This is a genomic window from Parafrankia sp. BMG5.11 (genome assembly GCF_004337455.1).
This window is the reverse complement of record NZ_SJXI01000037.1, coordinates 68567-94025: the sequence shown is the minus strand read 5'-3', so window position 1 is coordinate 94025 and position 25459 is coordinate 68567. Positions and strand designations below refer to the sequence as shown.

19 protein-coding genes and 1 pseudogene are annotated in these 25459 nt (G+C 71.5%); 6 read left to right on the top strand and 14 right to left on the bottom strand.

The features are described from left to right. Positions 1–141 precede the first annotated feature (141 nt). From E0504_RS25615 to E0504_RS25605, 3 genes are all read right to left on the bottom strand, one after another. Positions 142–735, bottom strand: coding sequence for an NUDIX hydrolase (locus E0504_RS25615; protein WP_235013869.1), 594 nt, complete (start codon positions 733–735; stop codon positions 142–144). 346 nt (positions 736–1081) lie between these two features. Then, positions 1082–1978, bottom strand: coding sequence for an ABC transporter permease (locus E0504_RS25610; RefSeq protein ID WP_235013870.1), 897 nt, complete (start codon positions 1976–1978; stop codon positions 1082–1084). Then, positions 1975–2982: an ATP-binding cassette domain-containing protein gene (locus E0504_RS25605; protein WP_112105848.1), complete on the bottom strand. Its 1008-nt coding sequence runs from the start codon at positions 2980–2982 to the stop codon at positions 1975–1977. The genes E0504_RS25610 and E0504_RS25605 overlap by 4 nt, the downstream gene beginning before the upstream one ends. Before the next feature lie 318 nt (positions 2983–3300). Between E0504_RS25605 and E0504_RS25600 the strand changes: the two genes are divergently transcribed. Further along, positions 3301–5223 carry a GAF domain-containing protein gene (locus tag E0504_RS25600; RefSeq protein WP_112105849.1) on the top strand — a complete coding sequence of 641 codons (1923 nt, stop codon included), beginning with the start codon at positions 3301–3303 and terminating at the stop codon, positions 5221–5223. Positions 5224–5455: 232 nt separating this feature from the next. Beyond that, complete coding sequence (locus tag E0504_RS25595; RefSeq protein ID WP_112105850.1) at positions 5456–7033, top strand: AAA family ATPase; 1578 nt, start codon at positions 5456–5458, stop codon at positions 7031–7033. A gap of 42 nt (positions 7034–7075) precedes the next feature. Here E0504_RS25595 and E0504_RS25590 read toward each other — a convergent pair whose 3' ends face one another. Next, complete coding sequence (locus E0504_RS25590) at positions 7076–7729, bottom strand: response regulator transcription factor (RefSeq protein ID WP_131625993.1); 654 nt, start codon at positions 7727–7729, stop codon at positions 7076–7078. Positions 7730–7923: 194 nt separating this feature from the next. Here E0504_RS25590 and E0504_RS25585 point away from each other — a divergent pair, with 194 nt between their 5' ends. Together E0504_RS25585 and E0504_RS25580 are read left to right on the top strand one after the other, a co-directional pair. After that, entirely contained in the window at positions 7924–8988 is a 1065-nt protein-coding gene (locus tag E0504_RS25585; protein ID WP_071065595.1) for a nitroreductase, read from the top strand. A gap of 28 nt (positions 8989–9016) precedes the next feature. After that, a complete protein-coding gene (locus E0504_RS25580; RefSeq protein ID WP_112105852.1) occupies positions 9017–9361 on the top strand; it encodes a GNAT family N-acetyltransferase in 345 nt (114 codons plus the stop codon). A gap of 151 nt (positions 9362–9512) precedes the next feature. Here the strand turns inward: E0504_RS25580 and E0504_RS25575 are convergent, their stop codons facing one another. The 4 genes from E0504_RS25575 to E0504_RS25560 form a co-directional block, all read right to left on the bottom strand. Next, positions 9513–10757, bottom strand: coding sequence for a DUF1501 domain-containing protein (locus tag E0504_RS25575; RefSeq protein ID WP_112105853.1), 1245 nt, complete (start codon positions 10755–10757; stop codon positions 9513–9515). An 11-nt stretch (positions 10758–10768) separates the two neighbouring features. Beyond that, complete coding sequence (locus E0504_RS25570) at positions 10769–12724, bottom strand: DUF1800 domain-containing protein (RefSeq protein ID WP_112105875.1); 1956 nt, start codon at positions 12722–12724, stop codon at positions 10769–10771. 484 nt (positions 12725–13208) lie between these two features. Further along, positions 13209–14141 (bottom strand): hypothetical protein, encoded by a 933-nt coding sequence (locus tag E0504_RS25565; protein WP_131625992.1) that lies wholly within the window; start codon positions 14139–14141, stop codon positions 13209–13211. 840 nt (positions 14142–14981) lie between these two features. Beyond that, positions 14982–16061: a class I SAM-dependent methyltransferase gene (locus tag E0504_RS25560; protein ID WP_112105855.1), complete on the bottom strand. Its 1080-nt coding sequence runs from the start codon at positions 16059–16061 to the stop codon at positions 14982–14984. Between the two features lie 783 nt (positions 16062–16844). Here E0504_RS25560 and E0504_RS25555 point away from each other — a divergent pair. Continuing rightward, on the top strand, positions 16845–18029 hold the full coding sequence (locus E0504_RS25555) for a glycoside hydrolase family protein (protein WP_112105856.1): 1185 nt from the start codon (positions 16845–16847) through the stop codon (positions 18027–18029). Between the two features lie 27 nt (positions 18030–18056). Here the strand turns inward: E0504_RS25555 and E0504_RS25550 are convergent, their stop codons facing one another. After that, the gene (locus E0504_RS25550; RefSeq protein ID WP_200835246.1) at positions 18057–18830 is read right to left on the bottom strand and encodes a pirin-like bicupin family protein; all 774 of its coding nucleotides are present in this window, start codon (positions 18828–18830) and stop codon (positions 18057–18059) included. Between the two features lie 45 nt (positions 18831–18875). On the opposite strand from E0504_RS25550, the gene E0504_RS25545 reads away from it, so the two are divergent. Then, complete coding sequence (locus E0504_RS25545; protein ID WP_235013873.1) at positions 18876–19430, top strand: MarR family winged helix-turn-helix transcriptional regulator; 555 nt, start codon at positions 18876–18878, stop codon at positions 19428–19430. A gap of 34 nt (positions 19431–19464) precedes the next feature. Here E0504_RS25545 and E0504_RS52245 read toward each other — a convergent pair whose 3' ends face one another. From E0504_RS52245 to E0504_RS25525, 5 genes and pseudogenes are all read right to left on the bottom strand, one after another. Continuing rightward, positions 19465–19704, bottom strand: coding sequence for an HNH endonuclease signature motif containing protein (locus E0504_RS52245; RefSeq protein WP_071065588.1), 240 nt, complete (start codon positions 19702–19704; stop codon positions 19465–19467). Between the two features lie 73 nt (positions 19705–19777). Beyond that, positions 19778–20527, bottom strand: a pseudogene (locus tag E0504_RS25540) (DUF222 domain-containing protein); the annotation flags it as partial. Between the two features lie 483 nt (positions 20528–21010). Continuing rightward, positions 21011–22306, bottom strand: coding sequence for an FAD-dependent oxidoreductase (locus tag E0504_RS25535; protein WP_112105857.1), 1296 nt, complete (start codon positions 22304–22306; stop codon positions 21011–21013). Positions 22307–22354: 48 nt separating this feature from the next. After that, complete coding sequence (gene ftsH, locus E0504_RS25530; protein ID WP_131625991.1) at positions 22355–24334, bottom strand: ATP-dependent zinc metalloprotease FtsH; 1980 nt, start codon at positions 24332–24334, stop codon at positions 22355–22357. A gap of 147 nt (positions 24335–24481) precedes the next feature. Further along, positions 24482–25381 (bottom strand): neutral zinc metallopeptidase, encoded by a 900-nt coding sequence (locus tag E0504_RS25525; protein WP_112105859.1) that lies wholly within the window; start codon positions 25379–25381, stop codon positions 24482–24484. Positions 25382–25459: the final 78 nt, after the last annotated feature.

The window sequence follows — 25459 nt, the reverse complement described above, 5'->3', positions numbered from 1 at the left end:
CCGGGCAACCATGCGGGGGGCTACCAACGGGCGAGTCTGCCAAGAATATTACTCTTCGTATCCGTATGAATCCAAATAGTGTGTGGTGTCGAGAGGGTCGCCGCGGGCCCGCCGCCGTGCCCGCGGCGCGCGTCGTGGGGGTCAGCGGGCGCGCAGCGCGTCGAGGGGCGAGAGCCCCCCGGGCGTCGGCGGTCGGACAGGATGCCACCCGGGTTCGGAGTACCGTTCGCCGCGCCGCCAGTGGACGAGCGCGGTGCGGTCGAGCGGGTCCAGGTCGATCTGGAGCTCGCCCAGCGGCCGCCAGCAGGTCTGGATCGCCTCCGGCGCGCCCTCGCCGGACTCGCCCGCCTGCGCGGCCCCGGCCGCGCCCGGGCCGACGGCATCGTCCCAGCAGTGCGCGGTGAAGTACAGGGACACCCGCTCCTCGCCGGCGAGCCGGTGGTGCGCGGCATGGGCGAGGGTCAGCTCCGCCTCGTCGGCCCGGAGGCCGGCGATCTCCGCGGCCAGGCGCACGGCCGTCTCCCGTGCGGGTTCGCCCAGTCGTAGCGGCGCGCCGGGCAGGTACCACACCAGCGCCGGTGGCTCCGGCCGGCGTGCGCCCGCCGACGACCGCGGCTGCCGGGGCGTGGTGTCACGGGCCGTCGTGGCGTCACGCGCGGTCCTGGCATCGCGGGTGGTCCTGGTGTCACGGGCGGTTCTGGTGCCACGGGTGGTGAGGAGCACCGCGTCGTCCATGACGATGATCAGGTGTAGGTCGACCGGGAGACAGAGAGAACGCGACGGATACAAGGCCAACTACCGGCGCGTACCGTGCCGGCCCCGCGAGTGGCGTACATGTCGGGCCCTCGCCGCCGGTCGTCCTTCAGCCGTGGCGGCTGCCCCGTGAACGGCGGCCTGATCAAGGGTCAACACTGCCTCCACGGACGATCTCGCTCGGTTTCCAGCACTTCAGGCTGAGAACAGATCATCGAGGTCTGAACGTGCAGTTGCAAGACCGCGGATGCAGAAACCGATGCAAGGGGCCACTGCACGTGCGTCCGGGCACCTTCGTCCGGGCTGATCAGGCCGTCTCGGGAGCCGGTCAACTCCGGCCGCGGTACATCCGCATCGTCAGGGGGCCGAACACGGTGAGCAGAAGCGCGCACGACAGCGCGACCCATCCGAGCTGCTCAGCCGTGGCGACGCCGTGCATCAGCCCGCGGGAGGCGTTCGTCGTATGGGTGATCGGGTTGACGTCGACGAAGGCCTGGAGCCACCCGGGCAGCGTCTCCTGCCGCACGAAGATGTTGCTGACGAAGGTCAGTGGAAAAAGAATCATCATGCTCACGCCCATCACCGAGTTCGGGGTGCGCAGCACCATCGCCAGCACCGTCCACACCCAGGTGAGGCTGAACGAGAAGGCGATGACGACGGCCACCGCGGCCAGGACGCCGAGCGCGCCCCCCTCCGGCCGGAAACCGATCGCCAGCCCCAGTGCGAGGATGAGGACGGCGGCGATCGAATAGCGGAACACGTCGCCCAGCAGCGCTCCGACGAGTGCGGACGGCTGCCAGATCGGCAGTGACCGCAACCGGTCGAAGACGCCCTTGGTGATGTCGGTGTTGACGGTCACCCCGGTGTAGACCGTGATCATCACGATCGCCTGGACGAGGATTCCGGGCAGCAGGAACTGCACGTACTCCTGCGTCGACCCGGCGAGCGCGCCGCCGAACAGATAGGTGAACATCAGGGTCAACATGATCGGGAAGACGGTCACGTCGAAGAGCTGCTCGGGCACATGTCTGATCTTCAGCAGGGCCCGCCAGCCGAAGGTGAGCGAGGCCGCCAGCGGGGTGGGCCGCGCCGGGCGGGCACCGGTCGCGAGCACCGCGCGCAGATCCGGCGGCACGGCCGCCCCGGCCGCCGGCGGCCTTGTGCCCGCACCGGAGCCCGTGCCCGTGGCGCCTGTTCCGGCGGTGGTCGTCTCGGCGGCGGTCATGCGACCCTCGCTCCGTTCATGTCGGTGGTGGTCTCGGTGGGGGTGGGCGCGCCGTCATCGGCCGGATGGCCGGTGAGGGCGAGGAAGACCTCGTCCAGGCTCGGCTGGCCGAGCGCGAACTCGGTCAGCTCGATGCCCGCGCGGTTCAGCCCCGCCAGCGCCTCCGCCACGGGCTCGCCGTCCGAGACCCGGGCGGAGAGCGCCACCTGGTCCGACTCGTACCGGACGGGGACGCCCAGTGCGCCGGTGAGCAGGCGCTCGGCGTCCGCCCGCTGCTCGGGCAGGCGGACGCGCACGTGGAGGGTGCCCGAGCCGACCGAGGACTTCAGCTCGCCCGGAGTGCCCTCGGCGATCACTCTTCCGTGGTCGATCACCGCGATCCGGTCGGCGAGCTGGTCGGCCTCGTCCAGGTACTGGGTGGTGAGGATGACGGTCGTGCCACCGGCGACCAGCGCCCGGACGATGTCCCACACCTGGGCACGGCTGCGCGGGTCGAGGCCGGTGGTCGGCTCGTCGAGGAACATCAGGTCGGGGGTGACGACGAGGCTCGCGGCGATGTCCAGCCGGCGGCGCATCCCGCCCGAGTAGGTCTTGGCCATGCGCCCCGCTGCCTCGGTCAGACCGAAGGCCTCGACGAGTGCCGCGGCGCGCGCCCGCGCGGCGGACCGGTCGTGGCCGAGCAGGCGGGCCAGCAGGATGAGGTTCTCGGTGCCGGTGAGATCCTCGTCCACGGACGCGTACTGGCCGGTCAGGCAGACCCGGCTGCGCACCGCCGCCGCGTCGGTGACAACGTCGTGGCCCAGGACCCGCGCGTAGCCGGCATCCGGGCGCAGCAGGGTGGCGAGCATGCGGATCGTCGTCGTCTTGCCGGCACCGTTCGGCCCGAGCACCCCGTAGACGCTGCCGGCCGCGACGTGCAGGTCGAGCCCGTCGACGGCGCGGGTGCCGCCGAAGGTCTTCACCAGGCCCACGGCCTCGACGGCGGGCGGGGAATGTGTGTTCATCACGCCTCCGGAACGTGTTGTCTGGCTGCAGCTGCAGCTGCAGCTGCAGCCGCCGAGCGACGGGCGGGTGCCAGGCGGCCACCGGCCAACTTGCTGAGCACGGTAGGCGCGACCTCCGACAGTTCGGCTCGGCCGCCGCCGGGGGTGCCGAAAGGCCCCACGCGGTGAGCCTGTGCGGTATCCGTCTCCGTGCTGGTCGTGGCCCGGTCGGCAGCGCGCCCACCTGGGACGGGACGCCCGGGCCCGGTCCGTCCGGCCGTCCCGGAGGCGAGCGATCGGGGCTGGCGGCGCGCTGATATTCGATAGCGTCTGTAGACCATGGACCCGTGGCCCGAGGGCGTCGGCGGCGATCACCGTCTCGGCGGCGATTCCGGTGCCGCCGGTGCCGCTGGTGCAGCCGGCGGTGCCGGCACCGGCGCCGGAATCGACGAGATCCGGGAGATCCACAAAATTCAGCAGATCCGGGAAATACGCGAGATCCAGGAGATCCTGACGGCTCGGGACGTCGAGGAGACCACCGAGAGCCTCAAGATCATGGACGTCCCGGACGCGTTCGACGAGTTCGGCGCGGAGCGCCCCGGCCGGCTCGAGCTGGACGAGCTGATGGCGCAGCTCGTCGAGCGCGCGCATGAGGTGATGACCACCCAGGGCCGGCTGCGCGGCCTGCTGCGGGCGCACCGCGCGGTCGCCGCCGACCTGAGCCTGGAGGTCGTCCTCCGGCGGATCGCGGAGGCCGCCTGCGAGCTGGTCGACGCCCGCTACGGCGCGCTCGGCGTGATCGCCCGCGACGGCCGGCTCGAACAGTTCATCCACGTCGGGATGGACGCCGATCTGGTCGGCCGGATCGGCCACCTGCCTCGCGGCGAGGGGGTGCTCGGGCTGCTGACCGCCGAGCCCCGGGCCGTCCGCCTCGACGACATCGCCGCGCACGAGCACGCGGTCGGCTTCCCGCCCGGCCACCCGCCGATGCGCACGTTCCTCGGCGTCCCGATCAAGGTCCGCAGCGAGGTCTTCGGGAACCTCTACCTGACCGAGAAGCGCGGCGGGCGCCGTTTCACCGCGCAGGACGAGGAGCTCGTCCTGGCCCTCGCCGCGAGCGCCGGCGTGGCGATCGAGAACGCCCGGCTGTTCGGTGCGGCGCAGCGCCGCCAGCAGTGGCTGCAGGCATCCGCGGACATCATGCGCCACCTGCTGGCGGACGGGCCGGAGCCGCTCACGCTGATCGTCGCGCGAGCCCGCGAGGTCGCCGACGCCGATCTGGCGTGCGTCCTGCTCGCCGCCGGGGCGACCGAGGAACTGCTCGTCGACGCGGCCGACGGCCCGCAGGCCGACCGCCTCCTGGGCGAGTCCGTGCCGACGGCCGGAACCCTCGCCGGCCGGGCGGTCGCGGCCGGGCGGCCCCTGCTGGTCGACGACGCCGCGGCCGAGCCGGGCGTCACCGGCTTCGGCGGCCTCGACATCGGCCCGCTGATGGTCATCCCCCTGGTCGGGGCGCAGGTCGGGACGGGCGCGGTCGTGCTGGCCCGGGGGCCCGCGGGCCGGCCGTTCGCCGACGGCGATCTGGACATGGCGGCGACGTTCGCCGGGCATGTGCAGGTCGCCCTCGGCCTGGCCGCGTCCCGGGCCACCCGTGACCGGCTGCTCGTCCTGGAGGACCGCGACCGGATCGCCCGTGACCTGCACGACCACGTCATGCAGCGGCTCTACGCCGTCGCGCTGGGCCTGCAGGGGATGGCGGCCGCGGAGGACCGCCCGCAGTCCGCCGGCCGGCTCGCCACCTACGTCGACGACCTCGACGCGACCATCCGGGAGATCCGCTCGACGGTCTTCGAGCTGCGCGGGCGGCGCAGCACCGGCGGGCCGGGCGTGCGGGCCCGCCTCGGCGAGATCGTCGAGGAGGTCGCCGAGGCGCTCGGCTTCAGCCCGCGCCTGCGGGTGGACGGCCCGCTCGACACCGCGCTGGAGGGGAACATCGCCGACCATCTCCTCGCCGTCGCGCGGGAGAGCCTGTCGAACGTGGCGCGCCACGCCCGCGCCAGCCGGGTGGAGCTGTCGGTCACCGTCGGCCAGGGCTGGCTGCGCGCCGAGGTCACCGATGACGGGGTCGGGCTGGGCGACACCGGCCGGCGCAGCGGCCTGCACAACCTGCGCAGCCGCGCCGAGGAGCTCGGTGGGACCTTCGACATCGCCCCCGGCCCGTCCGGCGGCACCCAGCTGCGCTGGGCGGTCCCGCTGCCGTAGCCCGCCGGCCGCTCGAACCGGGTCCCGCGGTGGACGTCCGGCGCCGGACGTCCGGGCTGTCGTCGACGGGTCCGAGGACCATCGCGGGGGGTGCAAAGGACCTCCCGGTCCGTGCCCTCGGAGGGACCAACAGGGGGGTCGCGCGCGGCACGATGGTTCCGGGTGAGACGGACCATCGACAGGACAGCGGCGATCGGATCCCGGCGGCGGTGTCCGGTGCGCAGGAGGTGCCATGCCGGCTGACCAGAAGACCGCGGCGTCAGTCCCGGCCGATCTGTGGTCTCGCCCGACCGGCGAGACGCGGGTCGTCGAGACGGGGAGCGCGGTCCTCTGCCTGCACGGTGATCGTGTCTACAAACGGAAGAAACCCGTTGAGCCGGGGCTCCTCGACCTGCGGAGCCGGGCGGCCCGGCTGGCGGCCTGCCGCGCCGAGGTGGAGTTGAACCGGCGGCTCGCTTCCGACGTGTACCTGGGGGTCGCCGACGTCCTCGGCGACGGCGGCGAGGTGTGCGACCATGCCGTCGTCCTGCGGCGAATGCCCGCCGGCCGCCGGCTCTCCGCGCTGGTGCGCCACGCGGACCGCGTCGACGACCAGCTCCGCGCCGTCGCGCGGGCGGTCGCCGCGTTCCACGAGCGGTGCGGGACGTCCGAGGTGATCGGCCGTTCCGGCGACGCCGAGGCTGTCGCGGGGCAGTGGAAGGAGGCGCTCGGCGGCCTCGAGCCCTTCCAGGGGAAGGTCATCGACGCCGACGTCGTCGACGAGATCGGGCGGCTGGCGCTGCGGTACCTGGCCGGCCGCGGCCCGCTGCTGGCCGAGCGCCGGCGCGCCGGGCGGATCCGCGACGGCCACGGCGACCTGCGGGCCGAGAACATCCACTGCCTCGACGACGGCCCGCGCATCCTGAACCGGGTCGAGTCCGACCCGCGGCTGCGGGCCGGGGACGTCCTCGGCGACGTCGCCGTTCTGGTGATGGACCTGGAGCGGCTCGGCTCGCCCGAGGACGCCGAGCGCCTGATGCGCTGGTACCGCGACTTCTCCGCGCAGGCCCATCCGCCTTCGCTCGAGCACTTCTACATCGCCTACCGGGCCTTCACCGAGGCCCGGGTGACCTGCCTGCGGTACCGGCGGATCCTGGCCGAGGCGGGGGCGGGCCCGGGCGCCGAGGCCGGCGAACGGGCCCGGCGGCTCGCCGACATCGCCTACCGGCACCTGCGCCGGGCCCGGGTACGGCTGGTCCTGGTCGGCGGCCTGCCCGGCACCGGGAAATCGACCCTCGCCCGTCGGCTCGCAGACGCGGACGACGGCCGCCTGCTGCTGCGCTCCGACGCCGTGCGGGCGGAGCTCGCCGCCGACGGCCACGTCGATCCGGACACCCCCGGTAGCGGGCCTGCCATCCCGGAGCGGCCCGCCGTGCCCGCGGACCTCGGCGCGTCCTTCATCTGGCCGTTGTCCTCGGAGATCACCGCGCGGACCTACACGGTGCTGCTGTCCCGTGCCCGCCGGGCACTGGAACGCGGCGAGACGGTGATCATCGACGCCTCCTGGTCGGACGGCCGCCACCGCGCGGCGGCCGCGCGGCTGGCGCGCGAGACGGCCGCGGAGTTCCTCGAGCTGCGCTGCGTGACCTCACCGGAGGTCGCGGCCACGCGGCTGACCCGCCGGGACTCCGCCAGCGACCCAGCTGGCGCCACGTCCGCGGTACACCGCGCGATGAGCTCGTGGGCGGAGCCGTGGCCGACCGCCAGGGTGATCCAGACGACCGTGCCGGTCGCCGAGGTGTTCCACGCCGCCGAGCACTGCATTGCCTGACGGGCGTCCGGCGGGCCTGACGGCCGCTTTCAGGCGCTGCCGTCAGGCGTGGCGACGCGCGGCGTACACGGCGGCCTGCGTGCGGCTGCTCAGGTCCAGCTTGTCGAGGATCGACGAGACGTAGTTCTTCACGGTCTTCTCGGAGAGGTGCAGCCGGCCGGCGATCTGGCGGTTGGTCAGGCCCTCTGCGATCAGGACCAGGATCTCCCGCTCCCGGGTGCCCAACACCGCCGAGGCCCGGCCCACGTCGCTTCCCTCCCGGAGCCGGGCGAGGACCCTGGCGGTCACGGCCGGGTCGAGCAGGGAGCCGCCGGCCGCGATGGTCCGGATCGCGCCCACGAGGTCGGTGCCGCGGATCTGCTTGAGCAGGTAGCCCGCCGCCCCTGCCATGATCGCGGCGAAGAGCGCGTCATCGTCGTCGTAGGACGTGAGGATCAGACAGCCGACCTCGGGGCAGGCCGCGCGGATGTCCCGGCAGACGTCGATGCCGCTGCCGTCCTCCAGCCGGGCGTCGAGCAGCGCGACGTCCGGCCGCAGGCGGGGGACGAGGGCGGCCGCCTCGGCCCCGGTCGACGCCTCGCCCACGACCTCGATGCCGCCGGCGTCACTGAGCACCTCGCGGACCCCACGGCGGACGATCTCGTGGTCGTCAAGGAGGAAGACCCGTACCGTGGGTAACTCTCGTACTGAGTCCATCTCTCGTGCCGTGTGAATCCCCCGTACCGTGTGCGTCCCCGCAGCGTCCATTCGGGCAACAATAGCCGCGGTGCGGCGCTTTCCGGTCACCGAGCGACGGCGGACCGCAACGAGACACGCGTCCGCCCCGGGGCCGGGGGAGCCGGCGCCCGGGCGGGCATAAGGATGCTCGGAGCAGACAGACGGGAGAGGTCATGGTCGACACCGCGGTACGCCTGACGGAGGACGACGCCCGCGCGATCGTGGCGCAGGCCACGCTCGCGCCGTCGATCCACAACACCCAGCCCTGGCGGTGGCGCTTCGACGCCGACGGTCTGCACCTGTTCGCCGATCCCGAGCGGTTGCTGCACGTCGCCGACCCGGAGGGACGCCAGCTCCTGGTCAGCTGCGGGGCCGCCCTGACCTTCGCCCGGCTCGCCGCGCGCTCGCGCGGCCTGCTCCCCGTCGTGGCCCTCGGCCCGCTCGACGACGGCGCCCCGCCGTCCGCGGACGTCCCGCTGGCCACGATCGCCGTAGCGGACCGCCGCCCGCCCGCGCCGGCCGAGGCGGAGCTGGCGGCTGCGATGTCCAACCGGCACACCGACCGCCGTCCGTTCCTGACAGGGGAGCGGGGGCGGCTCGGGGCCGACGACCTCGCCGCGCTGCGCCGCGCCGCCGAGGCGGAGTCGGCCTGGGTGCGGTTCGTGGAGAGCGCGGACGCCCGGGTCGAGACGTCGGTCCTGCTCTCCCGCGCGGACTGGCAGGAGGCCCACGATCCCGCCTACACCGAGGAACTGAGGCACTGGAGCCGCACCTCGCCGCAGGCACGCGACGGCATCCCCCGCGAGGCCGTCGTCGGTGGCGCGGCGACGCGCCAGTCCGAGTTCGTCCTGCGGGACTTCGACGTGGTCGGCGGCCTCGAACCGGCCGGCGCGGCCGGTTCGTCCGAGCCGGCGGTGGAGCAGCCGGCGGTGGAGCGGCTGGAGGTGGAGCGGCCGACGGTCGTCGCCATCGGCACCGACTCGGATCGGCCCACCGACCGGCTGCTCGCCGGCGGCGCGACGGGCCGGGTGCTGCTCACGGCGACGGCGCGCGGGCTCGCCGCCTCACCGCTGGGGCAGGTGCTGGACGTCTCCGCCATCCGCGAGCTGATGCGTTCGGCGACCGGGGGCATCGGTCACGTGCAGATGCTGCTGCGGCTGGGCCGCCCCGACCCCGAGCAGCCGCCGCTGGCGGCCACCCCCCGGCGGCCGGTCGAGGAGATCCTCGACATCGCCTGATCCGCGCGGACCGGCAAGGATGGGCGCCATGGACGTGACAGTCGTCGACAACCCCCCGGCCGGCCGGTTCGAGGCCAGAACTCCGACCGGGGAGGTCGCGGGGTTCGCCGAGTACACGCGGTCGAGCTCGCGAATCATCTTCACCCACACCGAGGTCGATCCGGCCTACAAGGGCACCGGCATGGGCTCCGCGTTGGCTGCTGGGGCGCTCGATTCGGCGCGCGCCCAGGGCTTGGCCGTCATCCCCCGGTGCCCGTTCATCAAGGCCTACATAGATCGGCATCCCGCGTACGCGGACCTGGTACGACGGCCCTCCACCTCCTCACCGGCCCACGAGCCGGCACCAGGAGCCGGGCCGACAGTGGGGCCCTGACCAGCGCTGAGGGGCTGACCAGCGCTGAGGGGCTGACCAGCATCGGGCGGCAGGCCAGCGCTGGGGCCCCGGCGGACACCGGGGCCCCAGCCGCCTTCTCGAGGAGGGGACGTCCACCGCGCGTCGGGGATACAGCGCGCGGGAGGTCGCGTCAGGCCGAGGTGACCCCGACCGGGGCGTGGGTCAGCCCGGGGAAGACCGTCCCGAGCTGCTCCTGGGACATCCCGAGCCAGCGGATCACGTCGCCCAGGACGTTGCGGTAGTCGTTCAGGACGGGCACCGCGCCGTCGTCCAGCTGGTCGGGCGCGAGGCCCGTCCACTTGCCGTGCACCCCGCCGACCGCGCCGCCGCCGATCACGAACATGACGCCGCCGCCGCCGTGGTCGGTCCCGCCGTTTCCGTTGGTGTCCGCGCGCCGGCCGAACTCCTGGATGGTGACCAGGGTGACGTCGGCGGCCTGCGGGCCGAGGTCGGCGAAGAACGCCGCGATCGAGTCGCCCTGCCGCTTCTGCAGCGTCGCCAGGCTGCCGGCCACCCCGCCCTGGCCGACATGGGTGTCGTAGCCCCCGGTCTCCATCGCCGCGACCCGGAGCCCGGTCCCGGATTTGATCAGGCGGGCGACGTCCCGTAGCGCTCGGCCCAGGCCCTCGTCGGGGTAGGTCACGCCGTCGGCCGGGGTGTAGGGCTTGGCCGCGATCTGCTTGCCCTCGGCTAGCGCGGCCAGGGTCGTCGCGACGCCGCGGGCGTAGGGGCGGCCGGCGTCGGGGCCGGCGAAGAGCGCGCCGAGCGCGGTGGCCGTCGCGGTCTCCTCGGCACCCTGGCCCCAGCCGTTCGCCTTGAAGTTGTCGATGCCGTTGAGGGTCAGGGCCTCGGCGGAGCCGAGGTAGGAGGTCGGCAGCGAGCCGCCCTCCTGGATCCCGCGGAACGCCGAACCCGGGCTCAGGACGCTCAGCAGGCGGGCAAGATAACCGCTGTTCTGGCCGGCACCGCCGATCTCGAGGTTGAACGTGTCCTGAAAGTGGCTGCGTGAGTTGTCGAGCAGCCCCGCGGCGGGAACCGCCGCCACCTTCCCGGCATCCAGCAGCGGCTTCAGCGACGCGTACGCGGGATGCAGGCCGAACGTCCGATCCATCGGGATGAGCTGGCCCGTCGGGATGGCGATGTCGGCGCGCAGGCCCGCGTAGTTCGGGTCCGCGCCCGGCACCAGTGCGTTCAGGCCGTCCATCCCGCCGCGCAGCGAGATCACGACCAGGGTTCGGCCGGGGGTGTCGGCGAAGGCCACGCGGATCGGCAGCACGGAGGCGACGCCGGCCGTGATGCCGACGGCGCCGGCCGCCGCGAGAACTCCGCGCCGGCTGAGCGTGCACTGGTCGGCCGCAGGCAGATTCTTTACCACCGGTCGGCCGCCTATCCGTAGACGTGGTAGGGGGAGTCGAGAATGAGCGAGCCGAGCTGGCCGACGAGATACTCGTTGTCCGCCGGCTTCCGCGACCCGCGGTCACCGAGGAATGTCGCCAGTGCCGCGCCGTGCTCGGGCGCGAGCGGCTGGAACACGAGCCGCCGGGCCAGCACGTCCACCACCTCGGCCATGGCGGCCGGTGGCGCGTCCCCGAGCAGGCTGTTCACCGCCGGGGTTCCCAGACCCTTCGGATACCACCCGTTGAGAAGGTTCCGGTGCATGTTCCACCGGCCGATCGTGGCTGACGCCGAAACCCATCGCTCCGCCCGCAGCGGATATCCGTCCGGAGCCGGCCACGCCAGCGGTGCCATTCCCATGTCGTTGGCCATCCAGTACAGCGCGACGACGGGTTCGGTGCCCGAGGCCGGCGGGCCGATCCCGAGAACGCGCAGCGTGGCGACGATGTCCTCCAGCGGCCGGCGGGTGCGCAGGCCCACTGCCTGGCCGAACTCGGCGGAGGTGAACAACGCCTTCAGTACCGGTGCGATCGCGGTGTCGTTCGCCAGGTAGGTCTGCGCCAGCATGTCGCAGAGGGACTGCGGCGGATCGTCCGCGACGAAATAGGTCGCCAGCTTGCGGGTGAGGTACGCGGCGGTCGCCGGGTGATGCGCCAGATGGTCCAGGTAGGCCTTCATCACGGCCTCCCCACCCTCGGCGGAGCCGTTCGGCGAGGAGAAGTCCAGCACCTGGACCGGGCCGACGTAGTGGTCTTTCGACTTGAACGCGTACTTCTTCGACTCGGCGTCGATGGAGATCCCGGTCAGGATGCGGGCGCTGTTCAGGACCCCGTCCTGGCCGTAACCGGCACCCACGCCGACGGTGTGCAGTTCGAGCAGTTCCCGTCCGAGATTCTCGTTGAGCGCCCGCACGGTGGACCGGTCGGCGTTCAGCCGACGGATCATCGCCGGGCTCGTCGTCTCCGCGAGCAGCAGATCCGCGAACCGGCCCAGTGCGTTCGGTCGGATGACCTCCCGGTCGTCCGGGAACGAGTCCCGCCACAGGTTGTCGTTCGGGTAGCCCTTGTTGAACACGTGTGACTGCCAGAAGTCGACCATCCGCTCCAGCAGTTGGCGGTTCGACCAGGTCATTCGCGCGATCGAGGCCACCGCGAGCCCGATCACGTCCTTGTAGTCGATGTCGCCCTCGATGGCGTGGAGCTCGCGGCCGGTCTTGGCCAGGAACGGGAAACGACCGAGGACCGCGTCGACCGTCCCGTCGCCAATCGAGGCCGGATCGAGCTGTCGGTCCAGCCATGCTCCGACACCCGCAGCCTTCACCTCTGCCACCAGCTCCGGTGTCGGCCCGAACGTGGCCCGGTTCAGCAGGTGCACCACCGGGTCGCGCCCGCGCAGGAAGGCCGGCGTCGCGGCACCGGCACCACCCCCGGCGGGCGGGGGAGGCGAGGCCGTCGGGGACGGACCGGGTGTGCCCGGTGCACCCGGCGTGCCCGGTGTCGTAGGCATGGTGGTCGGCGTGCCGGTGGCTGTCGGCGCCGTGGTGGGCCCGCCGGTCATCGGAGGTCGCGTGGTCGGTGCGACGGCCGTCGCCGTGGCCGTCGGTATCGCTCCGCCGCCACCGCCGGGGCCGCCGAACGAGCAGCCTGCGGCGGTCAGCCCGAAGGCCGCCAGCGAGCCGAACAGTCCGCGTCGGCTCGCTGTGCCGGCCGTCGTCCGAGATCCGTCGTGCGGGGCTGCGTCGTGCGGAGTGCGCGGGTCCACGTCGTGAGGGGCGGCGTCCTGCGGGTTGCGTTGCTCCGTGTCGTGCGGGGTGCGTGGGGTGTTCGGGTTGCGTGGGCCGTTCGGTTTGTGCGGCCGGGCGCGGTACCGGAGTCCCGTGAGTCCCGCGACGCCGCCCCGCGGCGGTGAGCCGACCGGCGTCCGGTCGGCTTCGTGCCTGCCTGCCATGCAGACCATCCCTGTTGGAGTCGAGCCCTGAGACCCCCCCAAGGGCCCGTTCGGTTACTCGACGGCGTCACAGTAATGCGGCGCCCGGACCCTGCCTGGGGAGGTCCGTCTCGTTTTTCAGGGTTTGACGTGGTGTAGCGCAACGATCCGGCGATGGGAGTTCGTCGGGAGCCGGTTACCGCGGGTGGTCTCCTCAAATGATCGCCAGGATGGTGGAGATGTGCTGTGCTACAGGCGATGTCGGGTGCTGGTCGGGAGCGCCCCAGGTGGGGGCCGCGCATTCGTCTCGCCGGTGGAACCCTTGGAATGCCATGGGAAGACCTATGGACGACCTTGTTGCGGCTGGGCCGATGGTCAGGAGTGCACGTTCGGTGCCCGGAACGACACGTGGCGAAGTGTCCTGTGGGTCACTCCGGCGCTCGGTCGGCGACGCCCATGGAGCGCCCGTAGTGCTGGTTGTGGACCGTCGCGGCGGCCGGCCTGCTTACGGCCGGCCGTACTCCCGGCTGTGCTGCCGGACGTCGTCGAGCGCGGGGAACTGATCCGGCCCGGTCGCGGCGGCGGGCACGAGCGCGAGATCGGATCGGCGGCTTCGCTCCTGAAACGACCGGCGCCTCAGCCCGCCGGCGAGGGGAGCGCCTGCCAGCCCGGCCACCGCGAGGCCGACTGCCAGCGTGTTCATCCCGGTGAGCAACGCCTGCTCCGCACCGGAGCGCGGCGCCGCCATGCGCGTACCTGGCCGTGGCCCTGCTCCACCGCCCGTGCTTCCGCCGGTGGCACTGTCACCGGTGGCACTGTCACCGGCAGTGCTGTCATCGGTGATGCTGCCTCCGGTGCCGGCACGGACGGAGCCGGGACCATCGCCGCCCGCCGGCCCGTTCGCCACGCCACCGCTCGTCGCGGAGCCGGCCGAGGTGCCGTCGGGGGGAGCGTCGCCGGTCGGTGCTCCGCCGGCCGCGGTGCCCTGTTGGACGGGGGCGTCGCCTCCCGGGCTGGCACCGTCCGTTCCGGTCCCGCTTCCCGTGCCGGCGCCGATGCTGCCTGCCGTGTCCGTCCCGCTTCCTGCGCCCGTGCCGGTTCCCGCCGGTGAACCGGGACCGGAGCTCGTTGTCCCGCCGCTGGACCCCGTCCCGGCGGCGGGCGCGGGCCGCTGCCGGGTTACCGGCGGACCAGGCGGAGCCTGCGTAGGTGCGGGTGCCGAGTTGCCGCGGGCCGCAGCCTGGCGGGAGAACTCGGCGATCGCCTCCGCCGCCTCCTGGAATCGGCGGATGCTCTCGGACTCCTCGTCGGGCCCCAGATCAACGTCGACGTCGATCTGCCCGAGCACGTCCTCGGCCTCGAACGCGATGAGGGCGGCCCGAGCCGGTGCGGTGACCTCCCGGCTCGGCGTGCCGGCCTGCGCTGCGGCGGTCGGCATGAGGAGAGCCACGGTGAGTACCGAGGGCAGCGCCGAGATCAGCAGCGTGCCCGGCAGCAGGCGACCGCGTGCCGTCGACGGTGTCGCACGGCTCCCGCCGGAAGCCGCTCGCGTCCGGTGGGAATCGGCTCCCGGACGCTGGGGATTCGAGCCCGGCCACCACGCCGACCGCCGCGTCGACGTCCCCCGCACCGTACGCATATTCAGTCCTTTCGCTTCCGCCAGTCCGATTCTGGAGGTTTACCGCGGGTCGACGGCGGTTTGCCGGGCGTCTCATTCGCGACAACGTGGCACTTTGTCGTTGTTTGCGGCCCTACGTCCGGTCCGGGTCGGGTAGCCGGCCGACCGCAGCGCGCTGCGGGCACCCCGATGAGCGCCATGAGAGTGCTATGAGCCATACGAGACCTACGAGCCCCACGAGACCGTCGGGCACGTGCGACGAGCCGCCGGTGTCCGGGGCGGCTCCAGGTGCGGTGCCCCGGGCGAGTACCGGCAGAAGACGTCCAGGTCCTGGCGCCTACCTGCTCGGTGGGCACGTGGCGGCGGTCCCCTGTGGGGTGACCGTCACGGCAGTCTCCGGCGCGGCGCTCCGGCGGGCAACGCCCCACGCCGGACGGGCGACGGCAGGGTTCGAGGGGCCGCCGCCGAACGCCCGTACGCCGCAGAACATGAAATGGCAGCTAAAAATTAGCTCGGTATCCGCGGGCGCGAAAACGTTTTCGCGGATGGTGCGGTGCAGCCGTTGCGGGAATCATCCCCGACGGACGTCGAAACCGCCGGAATCCTCGCCTGCTGGAATTTTCGGCCGGCGCTCGTCAGGCCGGCGGATCTACCTCGCGCCTATTCGTGCGCCGGCACGCGGCAGTGCCACGTGAAGTACATGTAGCCTGGGCTGATCCCGAGCCGGTGCTCGGCCGCTCGGTCGGCGATGACCTTCAGGTCCGCGGCGATCACCCCGTCGAGCATTCCGGGGACGTCGAACTCCCGGGACCAGTCGGGCCACAGGTTCTCCCCGGTCAGTGCGGCCTCGAGCATCGACGCGGTGCACAGCAGGTCCGCCTCGAACCCGGATTTGCGCAGCCGCTCGGTCAGATCGAACCCGAAGCGCCAGAAGACCGGGGTCCAGTCCATGTGGAACTCGGGTTCCGTCGGCGGCGCGGTCACCCCCTGGCCGACCGGGACCTGCAGGATGAGGTGCCCGCCCGGGGCGATCACCCGGCGAAGCTCCGCCAGCGCACTGTCCGTGTCCGGAACGTGCTCGAGCACGTGCGAGCACAGCATGACGTCCAGCGACGCGTCCGGCAGGTCAATCGCCTGCAGATCGAGCCGGATGCTGCCGCGGTGCGCGCGCATGTCCAGATCGGACGTCCGGTAGAAGAACCAACTGGACATCGCCGAACGGTAGTCCTCGCCGAGACGCGGACTGCACTCGATGACCCGGAGCGCGGGGTTGAGATCCACCGACTGGGCCAGGCACCAGTGCATGAACCGGTCACGCCCGTTGGCACCACAGGACGGGCACAGCGACATCTCGACATGGCCGGCAAGATCGAAGTCCTCGCCGTGCCACCGGCAGATGTTACAGATCACCGGGCCCTCGTCGCCGAGCGGAACCCACGGTGGGACCTCCGGGTCCGGCGCCGGGCGGCGCTCGCCGCCGAGGTCGTCCGAGCCGTCGAGACCGTCGGTTCCGGCTTCCGGCGCGGCCGTGTCCGTCAGCACCTCGCCGAGGTCCTGTGTCTCCGGCGGACGCAGCGCGGCTCGTCCGGCCCGGCCGGCCACCCGGTAGGCCGCGCCGGCCGCGCGTCGCATAACCGCCCGCGGGTCCTCTGCGAGCAGGCCGTTCACGCGCCTGGCCACGAAGTCCGCCGGTCCCCGGCCGCTGCCGGCCCGGTACATGCCGGCCACCCCATGTTCCATGTCCGTGTGCCCCCTGTCGGCGTTGCCGCTGCGTCTCCGTCCGGGCAGGCGACGGCCCCCTCACCCTCGAGGGGATGCCATGTCCCGCGCCGCCCGCCCCGGAATCCGCGTGCGCCCGGTCGAGACCCGGCGGCCCGATCGGCGCCCGTCCACACGCCGGCGCCTCCCTCGGCCTCCACCTGCTGTTTTCCCTGGTCGCTGTCAGTGGGGAACGTGAGGGAGGAGCGGGGGTCACGCGGACATGTGTTCCGGGCTGGCGGCAAGACACCCACATCATCGCTCTTTGGGTCGAGACCCCTCGAAACTGGTCGGCGTCCTGGCCCGAATGTGTCATCCGCGTAGTCGGGACGATCGCCGTCCGCGGGACGTCCGACGGGATGCCCGCAGGCTGTCTACGGGCTGTCTACGGGGTGTCCGGTGGCCATTCGCCGAGCCTTCGCCGGTTGTCTGCTGGCTGTTCGCTGGTCTGTTCGCCAGCTGTGGTCCAGCCCGTTGGTCGCTCCCGCTTCGCGGCACCGCCGCGGTATTCGCCCGTGGTCCGCTCGGACCGACACCCTGGCGTACCCACGCTTGCTGTGGCAAAGTGATCGCCGCTGTGCCTTTTGTCAGATTTTGCGGCAGTCCGTCGGGTGGCAGCGATCTGTCAGGTGGCAGCGATCCGTCGGATAGCGGCAGTCCATCGGCCAGCCACGACTGTCGGCCGGCCGGATCTCCGGCACGGCGCGGCCGGCGGAACAGCAGTTCATGGAAGGGCATTCAGGGGGGCGAGGCAAGGAGAGATCCATGCGCAGGGTCGGCGTGACCGATTACGACGCCGGGGAACGGCGACGCACCGCGAACAGCGCGGCAACCGCGTTCGCGTCCGGGGCGCGGACGCATCGGGCGGGTTCGAAGGCGATCATGCGTCGCACGCCGAGCATGCTAAGGCTGCTGTCGATGGCGTTGCTCGCGATGGTGGCGCTCGCGGGCTGCGTTACCCCCATCGGGGGTGGAGGCGGTCCCGCTCCGACGACCAGTGCGGCCCCCAGCCCCGCCGGCCCGACGGGCTCGCCGTCCGCCGGCCCCACCCAGGCTCCGGACCCGAGCTCGGGTCCGAACCCCGGCGTCACTCCGGTGCCGACCCTCACCTCGGAGCCGGTGACCACTGCCCCGGTGACCACTGCGCCGGGGGCCACGCCGAGCGCCGCGCCAGTGCCCACGACACCCGGGTCGACCGATCCGCCTGTCGGGACGGTTGCGAAGGGCGCGAGCACCTGGTACTTCGACAAGATCGCTCCGTCGATGACGGATGCGGGAGTCTCGTGGTTCTACACCTGGGGAGCCGCGCCGGAGCGGATCGCGGCGCCGGCGGGAGTCGAGTTCGTCCCGATGATCTGGGGGCCGGGCTCGGTCACTCCGCAGACCCTCGCGACGGTGAAGGCCAACGGCCGCACCCTGCTCGGCTTCAACGAGCCTGACCTCCGCGGCCAGGCGGACATGCCGGTTCAGACCGCTCTCGATCTGTGGCCGCAACTGGAAGCCACCGGAATGCGTCTGGGTAGCCCGGCGCCCGCCGCCGGCGCCGCGGACCCGAACAGCTGGTTCGGCCAGTTCATGGCCGGCGCGGCCCAGCGGGGCTACAAGGTCGACTTCATCGCGCTGCACTGGTACGGCAGCGACTTCGACCCCACCCGGGCGACCAGTCAGCTCCGTGCCTACATCCAGGACGTGTACGACCGATACCACCTGCCGATCTGGCTGACCGAGTACAGCCTGATGAACTTCTCAACCTCACCCGCGACGGTCCCGAGCGCTGAGGGCCAGGCGGCGTTCGTGACCGCCTCCACCGCGATGCTCGAGAGCCTTCCGTTCGTTGAGCGCTACGCCTGGTTCGCGTTTCCCGCCAATCCCGACAGCCGGACCGGCCTGTATGACGAGTCAGGCCAGCCGACCCCGGCTGGTGTCGCCTACCGGGCGGCCGGCCGCTGATCTCCGGCCGGCCGGTGACACAAGGCGTCAGGCGGACAGGCTGGCGTGCATCTCCCACACCATGACCTCGGCCGGCTCGACGGCGGTGATCCGCTGACCGCCCACCGCGGTGAACCTGACGGCGTCGCCCTCGTGCAGTTGCCCCGCGCCTTCGAGCGTCACCTCGCCCCGTGCGACGAACAGGTGCAGGTAAGGCGCGTCGGGCAGCTCGACGCTCTGCCTCACACCGAGCCTGGCGACGTGCAGAGCCGCGTACCGGTTCCTGATACGGATGGCGGCAGCGCCGTCGTGCCGTTCCATCCCGGACGCGACCGTGACGAGGCCATCCCGGAGCAACTCGTTGTCGATCTCGAGCTGCTCGTAGCCGGGTGCGATCCCGTTCTCGTCCGGCGCAACCCACATCTGAACGAAGTGAACGGGTTCGTCGTGCGGCTCGCCGCCGTCGGGCAGCCGCCACGAGTCGTTCTTCTCGGAGTGCAGGATGCCTCGGCCGGCGCTCATCCGCTGGGCCAGCCCGGGGTAGATCACGCCCGAGTTGCCGGTCGAGTCCTGGTGGACGAGCGAACCCCGCAGTACCCAGGTGACGATCTCCATGTCGCGGTGCGGGTGGGTCTCGAAGCCCGCGCCTGCGCGCACGGTGTCGTCGTTGTTGACCAGTAGCAGTCCGTGATGGGTGTTTGACGGATCGTAGTGGTGGCCGAATGAGAAGGAGTGCTTGGAGTCGAGCCAGTTGATCTTTGTCTTGGGGCGGTCGTCTGCGCGGCGGATGTCGACCTTCGACCGCTGTGTCATGTCGGCCATGATGGCCCCTTCCCATCTCCATGACGCATCATTAAGGTGCATGACGTGTCAATCAGATCCCGGGGTGACGCATTCCCGACCCCGCCACCCGAGGTCCCGCCGCCTGCCGCACCCGCGGTCGCGGGCGCCGCGGTGTCCTGGCTGACTCGGCGGGAGCAGCGCGTATGGCGGCGCTACCTGCTCATGACCAGCCAGCTAACCGTGTGGATGAACCGCCAACTCGCCGCGGAGGCGGGGATCTCACTCGCCGACTACGACGTTCTCGTCCGCCTCACCGACACCCCCGAAGGGCGCCTGCGGGTGACCAAGCTGGCCAGGGAGCTCTCGTGGGAGCAGAGCAGGCTCTCCCATCACGTCGCCCGGATGCAGCGGCGTGGCCTCGTGGCGCGCGAGGAGTGCGCCGACGACGGCCGCGGCGCCCTTGTCGTGCTCACGGAGCGCGGCCGCGCCATGATCGAACAGGCCGCTCCCGCTCATGTCGCTTTCGTCCGTGAGCATGTGTTCGACATGCTCACGGAAGCCCAGGTCGACGCCCTTGACGCGATCGCCACGTCAGTACTGACCCGGCTCGCCGCGGACGACCACCCGTCATCCGCCTGATTCGCCACCCGTGCCCCGGGGCTTGTCGTCAAGATCATGAGGTCTCGGGCTCGAGATAGGGCGGCGGGGTGACCGTGATCCTTCTGCCCAGTGTCGTGGTCCACTCGAAGACACCCTCACGTGGCTGGCTGATCTGCCAGCCACTGCGGTGGCGCATGCGGTGATGTCGTCGACACAGAAGGCCCAGATTGTCCAGTGCTGTCCGGCCGCCCACGGCGTCGGGGACGGTGTGGTCGAGCTCGCAGTGGACCGCGCGCCGGGCGCACCCGGGCATGCGGCAGGTGCGGTCGCGCGCGCACGTGACGTACTTGCGCCGGGGTGGGGTGCCGGCGGTCGGAGACGTCGAGGAGGACGCCGCGCTGGTCGGTCAGGAGTCGCCGCCAGGTCGACCCTGGCCGAGCGGCCATCTCGCGGGCGACAGCTCCGGGGATGGTGCCGACACCTGGGATCTCACCGGGCTCCGACGATATGCCGAGCAGTGTGGTCACGGGCACGACCACCTGGACGTCGCAGGAGAACGGCCGGCCGTGCTCGGCTCGTCCGGTGAGCAGGTCGACGACGACGTCGGCCCGGATCTGGTCCGTCGTCCGTTCGTCGTGGGTATCCCGGGCGGCGACGATCTCGCGGGTCACCTGGTCGACTCGCCGGTAGCAGGCGTCTGCCTCCTCCGCCGGGAGCAACGCGGACAGCGTGCTGCTGCCCTCCTCGCCGGGACGAACCCAGACCCGTCGCGCGGCTCTTCGTGAACGGGCCCGCTCCGCCGAGCCGTCGGGGTCGATCCGCTGGACCGTGCGTCGGCACGCATCGGCGAAGGCTCCCTGAGTGGGACGTGGCCCGCCTTCCAGCACGCGCCTCTCCACGGCGGCCGCCAGTTCGTCATCCAACGGGCGAACGGCGCGTTCCAGGGATCTCAACCGAGATAGATCAATTGCCCCGTTTTTCAGTGTCGTCAACGCGCGGGGGAGCCGATCCGTGATCGTGCGCGCGTAGGTCATGTCTCGCGCCACCGAGGTGGCGGAGGCGCCGACCTCGATCGCCACGTCCTCCGGAGCAAGCTCGTCAAAAGTCCCGGTCGCCGCCTCGCGTGGTGGATTCATATGAGTGATGGCCGATAGATCCTCCATCATTCCTGCCTGAAGCCAGCCGAGCACCTTTAACTTGGTGCGATACCTGTCGACACGATGACAGAATCGCCGCAAGAAGGGCGTGGCCTGATCCAGGTCGCTCCTCGCGGTTCCGGCGCCGGTTGCCGCGATTGCCTCGGCCAGGACCGTGCGGAGCGCGTCCACCAGGTCGAACGAGACGTCTGATCGCTGCGGTTCGGAATCCATACCCGCTGCCGTCGACGCCCGGGTCATGGAGCTGTCGAACTGATCCATCAGGTTCACCGCCCACCGTCAGTGAAATTCTTCGAACATGCGTTCGATCCTAGGGTAGGGTCGGCTCTGCTGGCAAGGGTTCGGGCGAGTCGTCCCGAGGGTGACCTGATCTGTGGGTGGGTCGTTTCGTGGGTGAATGGAAATAAGTAGATGAATTATATGGATTACAAAGACAGGCAAATTCTTTTGCTTCTTCAGTGGCTAACGATCACTCTCGTTGGTGGCTGCACGGGAGACGTTCTCCGCCGCGGTGTGTGGTGCGGCCTGTCCGACCGCCTCGGGTCGGAGCCCGACGCCGACCGCACGGGCGAGCACGCGCTGGGCGGCCGGTATCCGGGCGAGGAGCCGGACCGGCATGGGCGCCGTGACCGGCTTGTCGCCGGCCTCCAGCACCGGGCGCAGCAACCCTCGTTGGGCGACCCGCTGCGCAAGCTGGGTGAGGATGGTCGGTGGCGTGCGGCGACGCTGTACCGCGGCCAGCCGCCCGGGCGGTGGTGCGGTTCCGGTGCCCCGGCCGGCGAGCAGGGGCGCACGGAGGATACGTGCCGCGGCGACCGCGTCCTGGATCGCCAGATTGATCCCGACCCCGCCGATCGGCGACATCGCGTGAGCGGCGTCCCCTATGAGCAGTGCGCCGGGAGCGTGCCAGCGCCGCACCCGGTCGACCTGCACCCTCAGCAGGTGGACGTCCTCCCAGCTTCTGATCTCATCGACCCGGTCGGCGAGGTCCGGAGCGAGCGTCGCGACGTTGTCGCGGAGGCGGTCGAGTCCCGCCGCGTGCACGGCGTCGTATCCGCCCTTGCGGATCAGATAGGCGGTCTGCCAGTAGCTGCCCCGATCGATGCGGATGAGCATCCGTCCCGGGCCGACCAGGCCGCCGAGGCCATCCCCGTCACTCGCCCGGCGTGGGAGCCGGAACCACAACACATCCATCGGAGCGCCGAAACGTCGCAGTGGCAGGCCAAGCGACGCGCGGACGACAGATCCGCGGCCGTCGGCACCGACCGTGAGACGCGCCCGCACCACCCGGCGGCCCTGGGTGGTCCGAGCCTCGGCGCCCACCACCCGATCGCCATCCCGGACAAGGCCGGTCACCTCGTGCTCACGCAGCAGCGTGAAGGTCGGAATGTCGGCGCCGGCCTGCGCGAGCATCTCCAGCAGGTCCCACTGCGGGACGAAGTAAATGTAGGGATGACTCACCCGCAGCCGGGAGAAGTCGGCGACCTGGTAGGTCCCGTCCGCGAAGCTGAATCTCAGCCCGGTGACCTGGCGTCCGGGCAGGTCGCGCACGCGTTCGCCAAGGCCGATCGAATCCAGCAGATCGAGCGTGGACGGGTGCACGGTGTCCCCGCGGAAGTCGCGCAGGAAGTCGGCGTGCTTCTCCAACACGCAGGTCTCGAGGCCGTCGCGGGCGAGCAACAGGCCGAGCATCATCCCGGCCGGGCCTGCGCCCACCACACACACGTCGAACGCGGGGCCTGCGGCGTCAGGCATCATGCAGATGCAGTACCCACTGCCTCGGGATCCGAGCGCGGTCCAGGGGGATCAGGTCTGCAGGGAGATCTGCGGTGGGATGCCGCCGTCCGGACCTTCCCCCGAGCCGTCTCCGTTCGGGCTGCGCGTGAAGCTCGCCATCGACGCGGCGGCGAGCTCCTCTACCACTGTGCCGTCGATGGTCTCCCGTTCCAGCAGGCGCGCAGTCAGGGCGTCGAGTGCGTTCCGATGCATGCGCAGCAGGTCGATGGCTCGCGCCTGAGCCTCCCGCAGCAGCCGTGCCACCTCGGCGTCGATCACTCGTTGCGTCTGCTCCGAGTAGGGGCGGGCCATGAGGTCGTCCCCGCCGAGGAAGTTGGGCCCGTCGGACGAGTAGCCCACCGGTCCGATCTCCTCCGACAGCCCGAACTCACGCACCATCCGGGTGGCGAGTTGGGTCGCGCCGGCCAGGTCGTTCGAGGCACCGGTGGAGCCGTGGCCGAACACCACCAGCTCGGCCGCCCGACCGCCGAGCCGCACGGCCAGGCTGTCCAGCAGATAGGCCTCGGAGTAGAGGTGCCGCTCGGCCTCGGGGAGCTGCTGGGTGACGCCGAGCGCCATGCCTGCGGGAAGGATGGTCACCTTCGAGACCGGGTCGGCGTCGTCGCAGAGCGCCGCCACCAGGGCATGGCCCGACTCGTGCACGGCGACGGACCGCTTCTCGTCCGGGAGCAGGGCGTTCGAGGCATCGCGCCGTCCGAGGAGAATGCGGTCACGTGCGGCGTCGAGATCGGCGGCGCTGACCACCGAACGTCCGTCGCGGACGGCGTTGATCGCCGCCTCGTTGACGAGGCTGGCCAGGTCCGCGCCGGAGAATCCGGGCATGCCCCGGGCGATCCGGGTGAGGTCGGCGTCATCGGTGAGTGCCTTGCCACGGGTGTGCACGGCGAGGATCTCGGCCCGTTCGGACTGGGTCGGCAGCGGCACCGTGACCTGGCGGTCGAACCGACCCGGGCGCAGCAGCGCGTGGTCAAGGGTCTCGGGGCGGTTCGTGGCGGCGAGGACGACCACGCCCGACGTGGACTCGAACCCGTCCATCTCGGCGAGGAGCTGGTTCAGCGTCTGCTCGCGCTCGTCGTTGGACCCGCCGAACGCGCTGGAGCCGCGCCGGCCGCCGATGGCGTCGATCTCGTCGATGAAGATGATGGACGGCGCCCGCTTGCGAGCCTCGGTGAAGAGGTCCCGCACCCGGGATGCGCCGACACCGACGAACATCTCGACGAAGCCCGAGCCGGTGATCGAGAGGAACGGCACCTCGGCCTCGCCGGCGACGGCGCGCGCGAGCAGGGTCTTGCCGGTGCCGGGCGGGCCGACCATCAGCACGCCGCGCGGGCCGTGTGCGCCGACCTCAAGATACTGGTCGGGATTGCGCAGGAAGTCGACGACCTCGCTGATCTCCTGCTTCGCACCCTCGTAGCCGGCAACGTCACTGAAGCGGGTCTCCGGCCGGTCCGCCTCGGTGATCTTCGCTCGGGAGCGGCTGAACATTCCGAGCGCGCCGCCGCCGGAGAGCTGGCGCCGGGCCATGCGGCCGGACCACACGAAGAAACCGATCAGGAGCAGCAGCGGGAGGAAGCTCAGCACCACCGACCAGAACGACGTGCCCGTCCTGGTGGCCGTGATCTGCACCTTCTTGGCGGCGAGCTGACGTTCGAGCGCGGTTGTGTCGAGTGCGGTGGGGATCTGGGTGGTGAAGTCAGTGCCGTCGGTCAGCGTGCCGTCGACACCACCGCGGTCGTCGATGGTGACCGAGCGCACCACGCCGCTGTCGACTCGACCCACGAAATCGGAGTAGGTCAGCGAATCCGGCTGGGTGGCGAACAGGCTCGGAGCGATCAGCAGCATCACCGTGACGAGCAGCCCGACCGGGATGAGGAACCTGCGCCAGCCCGGCATCGGCGGCGGCGCGGGTTTCGGGGGAGTGTCCTTCGGCGGCCCGGATTTCGCCGGCGCGGAGGCATGAATATGGCCGATGCTCACACGGGAGATCACGATCTTCTCCTGGCGTCCACAGATCGGTCCGGATACCGGCTGCTGGCAGCCGGTGAATTGACGCCCATTCGCCCTTTCTATCAGCGATTTCTGCTGCGATGTATCGGGTCGGGCGGACGTCCCGTCGCGGGGACGCGCCGTGCCGACTCAGGCCGGGACGGTGTCGCACGCCGCCATCGAGGCGCCCCGGTATCCGTTCAGGAAGGCCTCACTTCGCTGCTCCGCCGAGCCGTGGGTCCACGACTCCGGGTCGACGCGGCCGCCGGCCGAGGCCTGGATCCGGTCATCGCCCACGGCCTCGGCCGCCCGGAGCGCCTCGTCGAGCTCAGCTTCGTTGATCGTGACGTTGCCGGCGGAGTTCGCCAGCGTGCTCCACACCCCGGCGTAGCAGTCGGCCTGCAGTTCGAGCTGCACCGACAGCGCGTTGCGGCGGGACGGGTCGGCGTTCTGCGCCTCGCGCAGCCGCTGCTCGGTTCCGGTGATCGTCTGGATGTGGTGCCCGACCTCGTGAGCGACGATGTAGGCCTGCGCGTACCGGCCCTGCGCCCCGAAGTCCCGCTGGAGCTGCTCGAGGAACCCGAGATCGATGAAGACCCGTCGGTCGGGTGGGCAGTAGAAGGGCCCAATCTGCGCGGACGCCGTTCCGCATCCGGTCGAGACCGCGTCGGAGAAGTAGACCAGCCGCGGGTCGGAGTACTGCTGGCCGGCCCGGGCGAACTGGGCCGTCCAGACCTCGTTCACCTCGTTGAAGACCTTGAGGACGAAGCAGTCGTCGTAATGGTCCAGGGCGCCGGCAGTGTTGCAACGGGTGGCGATCTCGCTGCCCGTCGTGCCCTGTTCGGTGCCCGGCTGCGCACCCCCCGACCCGTCGCTGCCCGTTCCGTTCGCGCCCGTCCCGTCGCCGCCGCCGAGCACGGCCACCACCAGGTAGATGAGCAGGCCGACCAGGCCGGCACCACCGCCGCCGATGGCGGCACCGCGGCCCAGGCCGCCGCCGCGTCTGTCCTCGAGCTGGGACGTGTCGACCGACGAATCGTCGAACCGCATGGCCTGCCTCTCGACGCGCCTCGTGGATACCGTCCGGGAGCAGACGTCATGCGGGATATGTCCATGATGTGGCAAGGG

Bases quoted from the DNA above. Each gene is read 5' to 3' on its own strand.
- E0504_RS25615 (WP_235013869.1), bottom strand. From the start codon at position 735: ATGGACGACGCGGTGCTCCTCACCACCCGTGGCACCAGAACCGCCCGT.
- E0504_RS25610 (WP_235013870.1), bottom strand. From the start codon at position 1,978: ATGACCGCCGCCGAGACGACCACCGCCGGAACAGGCGCCACGGGCACG.
- E0504_RS25605 (WP_112105848.1), bottom strand. From the start codon at position 2,982: ATGAACACACATTCCCCGCCCGCCGTCGAGGCCGTGGGCCTGGTGAAG.
- E0504_RS25600 (WP_112105849.1), top strand. From the start codon at position 3,301: ATGGACCCGTGGCCCGAGGGCGTCGGCGGCGATCACCGTCTCGGCGGC.
- E0504_RS25595 (WP_112105850.1), top strand. From the start codon at position 5,456: ATGCCGGCTGACCAGAAGACCGCGGCGTCAGTCCCGGCCGATCTGTGG.
- E0504_RS25590 (WP_131625993.1), bottom strand. From the start codon at position 7,729: ATGGACTCAGTACGAGAGTTACCCACGGTACGGGTCTTCCTCCTTGAC.
- E0504_RS25585 (WP_071065595.1), top strand. From the start codon at position 7,924: ATGGTCGACACCGCGGTACGCCTGACGGAGGACGACGCCCGCGCGATC.
- E0504_RS25580 (WP_112105852.1), top strand. From the start codon at position 9,017: ATGGACGTGACAGTCGTCGACAACCCCCCGGCCGGCCGGTTCGAGGCC.
- E0504_RS25570 (WP_112105875.1), bottom strand. From the start codon at position 12,724: ATGGCAGGCAGGCACGAAGCCGACCGGACGCCGGTCGGCTCACCGCCG.
- E0504_RS25565 (WP_131625992.1), bottom strand. From the start codon at position 14,141: ATGCCGACCGCCGCAGCGCAGGCCGGCACGCCGAGCCGGGAGGTCACC.
- E0504_RS25560 (WP_112105855.1), bottom strand. From the start codon at position 16,061: ATGGAACATGGGGTGGCCGGCATGTACCGGGCCGGCAGCGGCCGGGGA.
- E0504_RS25555 (WP_112105856.1), top strand. From the start codon at position 16,845: ATGCGCAGGGTCGGCGTGACCGATTACGACGCCGGGGAACGGCGACGC.
- E0504_RS25550 (WP_200835246.1), bottom strand. From the start codon at position 18,830: ATGGCCGACATGACACAGCGGTCGAAGGTCGACATCCGCCGCGCAGAC.
- E0504_RS52245 (WP_071065588.1), bottom strand. From the start codon at position 19,704: ATGCCCGGGTGCGCCCGGCGCGCGGTCCACTGCGAGCTCGACCACACC.
- E0504_RS25535 (WP_112105857.1), bottom strand. From the start codon at position 22,306: ATGATGCCTGACGCCGCAGGCCCCGCGTTCGACGTGTGTGTGGTGGGC.
- E0504_RS25525 (WP_112105859.1), bottom strand. From the start codon at position 25,381: ATGCGGTTCGACGATTCGTCGGTCGACACGTCCCAGCTCGAGGACAGA.